The 6,748-nt window shown below is 59.8% G+C and carries 7 protein-coding genes; 4 read left to right on the top strand and 3 right to left on the bottom strand.

The window, feature by feature from the left end; translation table 11 throughout:
* The first annotated feature begins 241 nt into the window (after positions 1-241).
* Together rhtA and HDC30_RS24530 are read left to right on the top strand one after the other, a co-directional pair.
* Positions 242-1,129: a threonine/homoserine exporter RhtA gene (gene rhtA, locus HDC30_RS24535; protein WP_183785492.1), complete on the top strand. Its 888-nt coding sequence runs from the start codon at positions 242-244 to the stop codon at positions 1,127-1,129.
* A 169-nt stretch (positions 1,130-1,298) separates the two neighbouring features.
* Positions 1,299-1,580, top strand: coding sequence for a hypothetical protein (locus HDC30_RS24530; RefSeq protein WP_096795010.1), 282 nt, complete (start codon positions 1,299-1,301; stop codon positions 1,578-1,580).
* A 1-nt stretch (position 1,581) separates the two neighbouring features.
* Here the strand turns inward: HDC30_RS24530 and HDC30_RS24525 are convergent, their stop codons facing one another.
* Positions 1,582-2,160 carry a TetR/AcrR family transcriptional regulator gene (locus tag HDC30_RS24525; RefSeq protein ID WP_027613371.1) on the bottom strand — a complete coding sequence of 193 codons (579 nt, stop codon included), beginning with the start codon at positions 2,158-2,160 and terminating at the stop codon, positions 1,582-1,584.
* A gap of 92 nt (positions 2,161-2,252) precedes the next feature.
* Between HDC30_RS24525 and HDC30_RS24520 the strand changes: the two genes are divergently transcribed.
* Positions 2,253-2,981 carry an SDR family oxidoreductase gene (locus HDC30_RS24520; protein WP_183785490.1) on the top strand — a complete coding sequence of 243 codons (729 nt, stop codon included), beginning with the start codon at positions 2,253-2,255 and terminating at the stop codon, positions 2,979-2,981.
* A gap of 40 nt (positions 2,982-3,021) precedes the next feature.
* Complete coding sequence (locus HDC30_RS24515; RefSeq protein ID WP_183785488.1) at positions 3,022-3,618, top strand: 2-hydroxychromene-2-carboxylate isomerase; 597 nt, start codon at positions 3,022-3,024, stop codon at positions 3,616-3,618.
* A gap of 49 nt (positions 3,619-3,667) precedes the next feature.
* On the opposite strand, the gene HDC30_RS24510 is transcribed toward HDC30_RS24515, so the two are convergent.
* Positions 3,668-5,476: an aminopeptidase P family protein gene (locus HDC30_RS24510; protein ID WP_183785486.1), complete on the bottom strand. Its 1,809-nt coding sequence runs from the start codon at positions 5,474-5,476 to the stop codon at positions 3,668-3,670.
* Between the two features lie 55 nt (positions 5,477-5,531).
* On the bottom strand, positions 5,532-6,698 hold the full coding sequence (locus HDC30_RS24505; RefSeq protein WP_166497953.1) for an aminotransferase class V-fold PLP-dependent enzyme: 1,167 nt from the start codon (positions 6,696-6,698) through the stop codon (positions 5,532-5,534).
* Positions 6,699-6,748 lie beyond the last annotated feature (50 nt).

The raw sequence follows: 6,748 nt of genomic DNA, 5'->3' as shown, positions 1-6,748 counted from the left end.
GAAGCAAGCCGCTGCCGAAAACTGCGTAACTCATTGAATCTCAAGGAGTTTTCCGTTTCGACTGCGCCGGAAGTGGGGCGAATTATAGACCTCCTAAATCTGTCGTCAACCGTTAATTTCAGTTTTCTATCAATACACCGAAAAAGCCTGCTTATATATAGATGCAACGTCAGCGAATGCGCAGTATATTGCCCAACACTTAAAACAACACCCTGTTCTCACCTTCGGATGATGCCTTGCAATGACTGACCAACCTCGCTCTCTGGCCTCAATGCTGTTCCCGGTTGGCCTCTTATTAATAGCCATGGCATCCATTCAGTCTGGCGCCTCTCTGGCCAAGAGCATGTTCCCGGTGGTTGGCGCTCAAGGAACGACCACTCTGCGCCTGGTCTTCGCCAGCGTGATCATGCTGTTGTTATTGCGCCCTTGGCGCGCAAGGCTGACAGCTCAGTCCCTGCGCACGGTGATCGTTTACGGAATGGCGCTGGGCGGGATGAACTTCCTCTTCTATATGTCATTGCGCACCGTGCCACTTGGAATTGCAGTCGCGCTTGAATTCACGGGTCCGTTGGCCGTCGCCATCTACGCCTCCCGCCGCGCTATCGACTTTCTCTGGATTGCTCTGGCGGCAGTTGGCCTGCTGCTGTTGATCCCGACAGGAGCGACATCCACGGGGATTGATCTAATGGGCGCCGGTTACGCCTTGGGGGCCGGCGTGTGCTGGGCGCTGTACATTCTGTTCGGCCAAAAGGCTGGCGCCGACAACGGCGTGACGACCGCGGCGCTGGGCGTGATGATTGCCGCACTGTTTGTCGCCCCGATCGGCATCGTGCATGCCGGCGCGGCATTGCTCACCCCGTCGCTGATCCCGGTGGCCATCGGCGTCGCCATCCTCTCGACTGCTTTGCCCTACACGCTGGAGATGGTCGCCCTCACCCGCATACCAGCCCGCACCTTTGGGACGTTGATGAGCATCGAACCGGCCTTTGGCGCGTTGTCCGGGCTGCTATTCCTGCAGGAGTACCTCACGCTGTCACAATGGATGGCGATCCTGTGCATTATTCTGGCTTCCGTCGGGGCAACCATGACCATGGGCAGTAGCGCCAAACCCATTGTAGCGGCAGATTGAAACAGGATTTGACGAAGGTCTGGCAATTGGCGTTCATTTAGGCCATGTTTAGGCCCCTTAACTCAGTGCCAGGCATGGATTTTTTCGGACAGGGATATCGAACCGCTTAAAGCGCAGGCGAATACAGGCAGACCCGAGCGCCAGACTCGTGGCTACCATAAGGACGGTAATGAAACGAATTTTGATACTGATCGCTGTATTGGCAGTAGCGGGGTGCGCAGCCACCGCCAAGACCCAAGTGAAGCACGGTAAAAAAGGGCTGCACATCAACTGTTCCGGGCTGTCGTCCTCTTGGGACAAGTGCTACACCAGCGCCGCCAATGCCTGCGCCCCAAAGGGCTACAAAGTCATCGCCAAATCAGGGGACGCCGTGGAAGAACCCGGCGACTACCCGTTCGGTCTTAATCCGGCCGGTTATACCAGCCGCAGCATGATCGTCATCTGCAAATGAATCATGCTGGCTGCTCGCCTTGTCGAGCAGCCAGCTGACGCCCGATTTCCTCATGACTGGATTTCAAAACCGTCCGTTGAATCTCCGGCGTCACCAGCATCCGCGCCACTACCAACGCTCCGACGCATTGCGACAGAATCGCCCACGCCAGGCTGTCGCTTTCCAGAATCTGCGCCCAACTGGCGTGCAACCGACAAATCCACAACTCTGCCTGCTCGCGAACCTGATCATCTGAACGGGCAATTTCCGCACCCAGTGTCGGCAAGGCGCAGCCCGATTCAGGCTGCTCCACGTGAGCCATGCTCAGGTACTGTTTCAGACAGCGTTCCAGCCGCTCACGATCCTGCGCCCCCTGCCCTCCCAGTCGCTCCAGGCTCTGACACAGTTCACGCTCGACGATCGCCGTGAACAGCTCGTTTTTCGACGAAAAGTGGCTATAAAACGCTGCGCCACTGAGGCCGATGGCCTTCATCAAACCATCGACACCGACTGTGGAAAAGCCCGAACGCTTGGCTGACAGCGCGCTGCTGTTCAGCAGCTTTTCTCGGGTTTCCAGCTTATGACCGGCGGAATACCGCATGTGCTTGCCCTCTTGATCGACCGCCTTGACGTTGTCCGGATCCTAGCATAACGTTCGTTCACTTAACGATCGTTTACTAAAGGGATCTACCCATGAATAACAAGAAGGTCGTGTTGGTGGTGGGTGCGGGCGATGCCACTGGCGGAGCGATTGCCAAGCGCTTTGCCAGAGAAGGTTTTATCGCTTGCGTCACCCGGCGCAGCGCCGACAAATTACAGCCGCTGGTCGAGGCGATTAAGGCCGAGGGTGGCGAAGCTCACGGCTTTGCCTGCGATGCGCGCAAGGAAGAAGACGTGATTGCGTTGATTGAAGAGATTGAAACCCGCCTCGGCCCGATCGAGGCGTTTGTCTTCAACATTGGTGCCAACGTGCCTTGCAGCATTCTCGAAGAAACTGCGCGCAAATATTTCAAGATCTGGGAAATGGCCTGTTTCTCGGGCTTTCTCAATGCCCGCGAAGTGGCCAAGCGCATGGTCACCCGCCAACGCGGCACCATTCTGTTCACTGGCGCCACCGCCGGACTGCGCGGTGCTTCCGGATTCGCCGCGTTTGCCGGGGCCAAACACGGTATCCGCGCACTGGCACAAAGCATGGCGCGCGAGCTGGGGCCGATGAACATCCACGTCGCGCACGTGGTGGTCGATGGCGCCATCGATACCGACTTCATTCGCAACAGTTTCCCGGAGAAGTACGCGACCAAGGATCAGGACGGTATTCTCAATCCCGAGCACATCGCCGAAAACTACTGGTATCTGCACAGTCAGCCACGGGATGCCTGGACCTTCGAGCTGGATCTGCGCCCATGGAACGAACGCTGGTAAGCCCCGCCTCCTCCATAACAATAAATAGAGAGCAGCGAACATGACGAAAACCGTGGAGTTCTATTTCGACCTCGGCAGCCCTGCCACCTACCTGGCCTACACCCAGTTGCCGAAGATCTGTGCCGAGACCGGCAGCCGGCTGATCTACATCCCGATGCTGCTCGGCGGCGTGTTCAAGGCGACCGGCAACGCATCACCGGCAATGATTCCGGCGAAGGGCCGTTACATGTTTCAGGATCTGGATCGCTACGCCAAACGTTATGGCGTGCCGCTGAAATTCAATCCGCATTTTCCGATCAACACGTTGATACTGATGCGCGCGGTCACCGGCATACAACTGCGCCAACCGGAACGCTTTCACGCATTTATCGATTGTCTGTTCAAGGCATTGTGGGTGGAGGGACGCCCTCTCGATGAGCCGGAGACTGTCGCTGCGGTTTTGAGCGAACACGGATTCGATCCCAATGAAGTCCTGGCCCTGACCAACGACGAGACAGTCAAGGCAGCCCTGAAGGACAACACTGAAACAGCCATTAAACGCGGGGTGTTTGGCGCGCCGAGCATGTTTATCGGCAACCAGATGTTCTTTGGACAGGACCGCCTCGACTTCGTCGAAGAGGCCCTGCGTCAGGCTTAGAAAAACCTCAGAACCCGGACGCTGCCAACAGCGCCCGGGTTTCAGCCATTCAGATCGCCGCAGTGCGCGTGTTCAGCCACTCCAGCGCGGCCCCCTCAAGCAACGGACTCAGACGCTCACGCACTTCAGCATGGTAGGCGTTGAACCACTCCTTTTCTTCCTGCGTGAGCAAGGACGGCTCCAGGCAGCGCGTGTCGATCGGGCAGAGGGTCAAGGTTTCAAACTTGAGGAAATCACCGAACTCGCTGCTCCCCGCCTCGCGGTTCATCGCCAGGTTCTCGATGCGCACGCCCCAACGACCCGGACGATAGGTGCCCGGTTCAATCGAGGTGATCATCCCCGGTTGCATCGCCGTTTGCGGTGCCGGTGCTGCCTGATAGGCGATCACCTGCGGGCCTTCGTGCACGTTGAGGAAATAGCCGACCCCATGACCGGTGCCGTGACCGTAATCCACGTTTTCCGCCCAGATCGGTGCGCGGGCGATGGCATCGAGCAACGGCGAGAGAATGCCTTTCGGGAACTGCGCCCGCGACAGGGCAATCACGCCTTTGAGCACACGCGTGCAGTCACGCTTCTGCTCAGCCGTCGGGGTACCGACCGGCACCATTCGAGTGATGTCGGTAGTACCACCGAGGTATTGGCCTCCCGAGTCGATCAGCAGCAAGCCGTCACCCTCGATCACCGCGTGTTCTTCTTCGGTGGCGTGATAGTGCGGCATCGCGCCATTGGCGTTAAACGCGGCAATCGTGTTGAAGCTCAACGACACGTAATCCGGACGGCGCTCGCGGGCAGCGGTGAGTTTTTCGTCGATGGTCAGTTCGGTGATGCGTTCACGGCCCCAGGCCGATTCCAGCCAGGCGAAGAATTCGCACAACGCCGCGCCATCCTGTTCCATGGCCTTGCGAATGTGCTGTGCATCGGCCTCGCTCTTCTGCGATTTGGCGAGGGTGGTCGGGTTCAAGCCTTCGACCAGTTTCACCGCGCTGTCGAGGTTATCCAGCAAACCGCTGGTCACCCGCGCCGGATCCACCAGCAGGCTCGCACCACCCGGTACGGCGCGCAAGGCGTCGGCGACCTCGCGGTAATCGCGCAGAGTCACGCCGTCCTGTTCCAGCACTGCACGCAGCTCGGCATCGACTTTGCTCAAGGCCACAAACAGCGTGGCCTGCTGTTGATTGATCAACGCAAAAGAAACAAACACCGGGTTGAACGACACGTCGCCGCCGCGCAGGTTGAACAGCCAGGCGATGTCATCGAGGGTGGCGATGAAGTGCCAATCGGCGCCACGTGCCTGCAGGGTCTCGCGCAGTTTGGCGAGTTTTTCGCCACGGCTGACCGTCGCTTGCGGTGGCAGATGTTGGTAGATCGGCGCGTTCGGCAGGCTCGGGCGATCCGCCCAGACTTCATTCAACAGGTCGATGTCCGTGCGCAGACGCGCGCCACGCGCCTCAAGCTTGCTGCTCAGGGTACGTGCCGAAGCCACGGCCATCACCGCACCGTCGACCGCCACCACGCCACCTTCGGGTGTCTGCTCTGCCAGCCAGTCCAGCGGGCTCGGCTGACCCGGTTGCAGCTTGACCAGTTCGATGCCGCTGCCCTTGAGTTCCTTGGTCGCCTGTTCCCAGTAACGACTGTCGGCCCAGACTCCGGCGAAATCAGCAGTCACGATCAAAGTGCCGACCGACCCATGAAAGCCCGACAGCCATTGCCGACCTTGCCAGTAGCCCGGCAGGTATTCCGACAGATGCGGGTCGGCCGATGGCACCAGCAACGCATGAATGCCTTCACGGCGCATCAGTTCACGGGTGTGCGCCAGGCGCTGGGGAACCGTTCCTTCGGTCAAAGTCTGGGTACTCATCATGTCTCCTGCCAATCACTTCATCGTTATTGTTCGTAGCCGTGAAACCGGCTGGTTAAAGCCCTGTCGCCCAGAATGCCGGGGCACTGGCGCAGGCGCCTTTGATCAGTTCTGCCGCCTGATCGACATCGGCGGCGGTGGTGAAACGGCCGAGGCTCAGGCGAATGGTGCGCCCGGCCAGCCGGGCGTCGTGCCCCAGCGCCAGCAGCACGTGAGAAGGCGTGTTGCTCGCCGAGTTACAGGCCGAGGTCGCGGAAAAGGCGATCGACTGGCTCAAGGCCGCACTGTTGAATTCACCTTCGCTGAAGGTCAGGCTCAACGTGTGCGCGATGCGCTGGCTGGCGCTGCCGTTGAGGCGTACGCCCGGCAGACTCAGCAACTGTTCGAGCAGCCGTTCACGCAGCGCCACGATGGACTTTTTCTCGGCATCGAATTCGGCAGCCGCCAAGGCGAATGCCGCGCCCATGCCGGCGATCTGATGCGTCGCCAGGGTCCCGGAGCGCAGCCCGCCTTCGTGGCCGCCGCCATGAATCTGCGCCTGCAAGCGCTGCTGCGCGCGTGGGCCGACATACAACGCGCCGATCCCCTTGGGACCGTAAAGCTTGTGCGCCGAAAACGACATCAAGTCCACTGGCCACTGCTGCAGATCGATCGCCACTTTGCCGGCGCCCTGCGCGGCATCGACATGGAACAACGCGCCACGGCCGCGCACGACTTCACCGATCGCCGGGATATCGTTGAGGGTGCCGAGTTCGTTGTTGACCAGCATCAGCGACACCAGAAAGGTGTCGTCGCGCATGGCTTCGCTGACCGCCTGCGGGGTGATCAGGCCTTCGGCGTCCGGTACCAGATAGGTCACCGCGACGCCGGCATCCTGCAATTGCCGGGCGGTATCGAGAATGGCTTTGTGTTCGATCTGGCTGGTAATGATGTGGCCACCGGCAACGCCGCGTGCCTGGGCCACGCCCTTGAGGGCAAGGTTGTTGGATTCGGTGGCGCCGGAGGTCCAGACGATCTGCGTGGCCTCGGCGCCGACCAGTTCGGCGACTTGCCGACGGGCCTGCTCGACCGTGTGCCGGGCCTGCTGGCCGAAGGCATGGGAGCTGGACGCCGGGTTGCCGAAGTTACCGTGAAAACCCAGACAATCGATCATCACCTGGATGACCCGCTCGTCCACCGGGGTGGTGGCGGCGTAATCGAAATACAACGGACGTTTATTCATAAAAGACTCGCAGAGCGTGTTCCGGGATCAGGAGGCTCGTGTCTGCAAAC

Origin of the sequence: Pseudomonas sp. JAI115 (genome assembly GCF_014200835.1) — a bacterium.
GTDB lineage: Bacteria > Pseudomonadota > Gammaproteobacteria > Pseudomonadales > Pseudomonadaceae > Aquipseudomonas > Aquipseudomonas putida_A.
The sequence above is the reverse complement of the archived record's forward strand: the minus strand, read 5'-3'. Positions and strand labels throughout refer to the sequence as shown.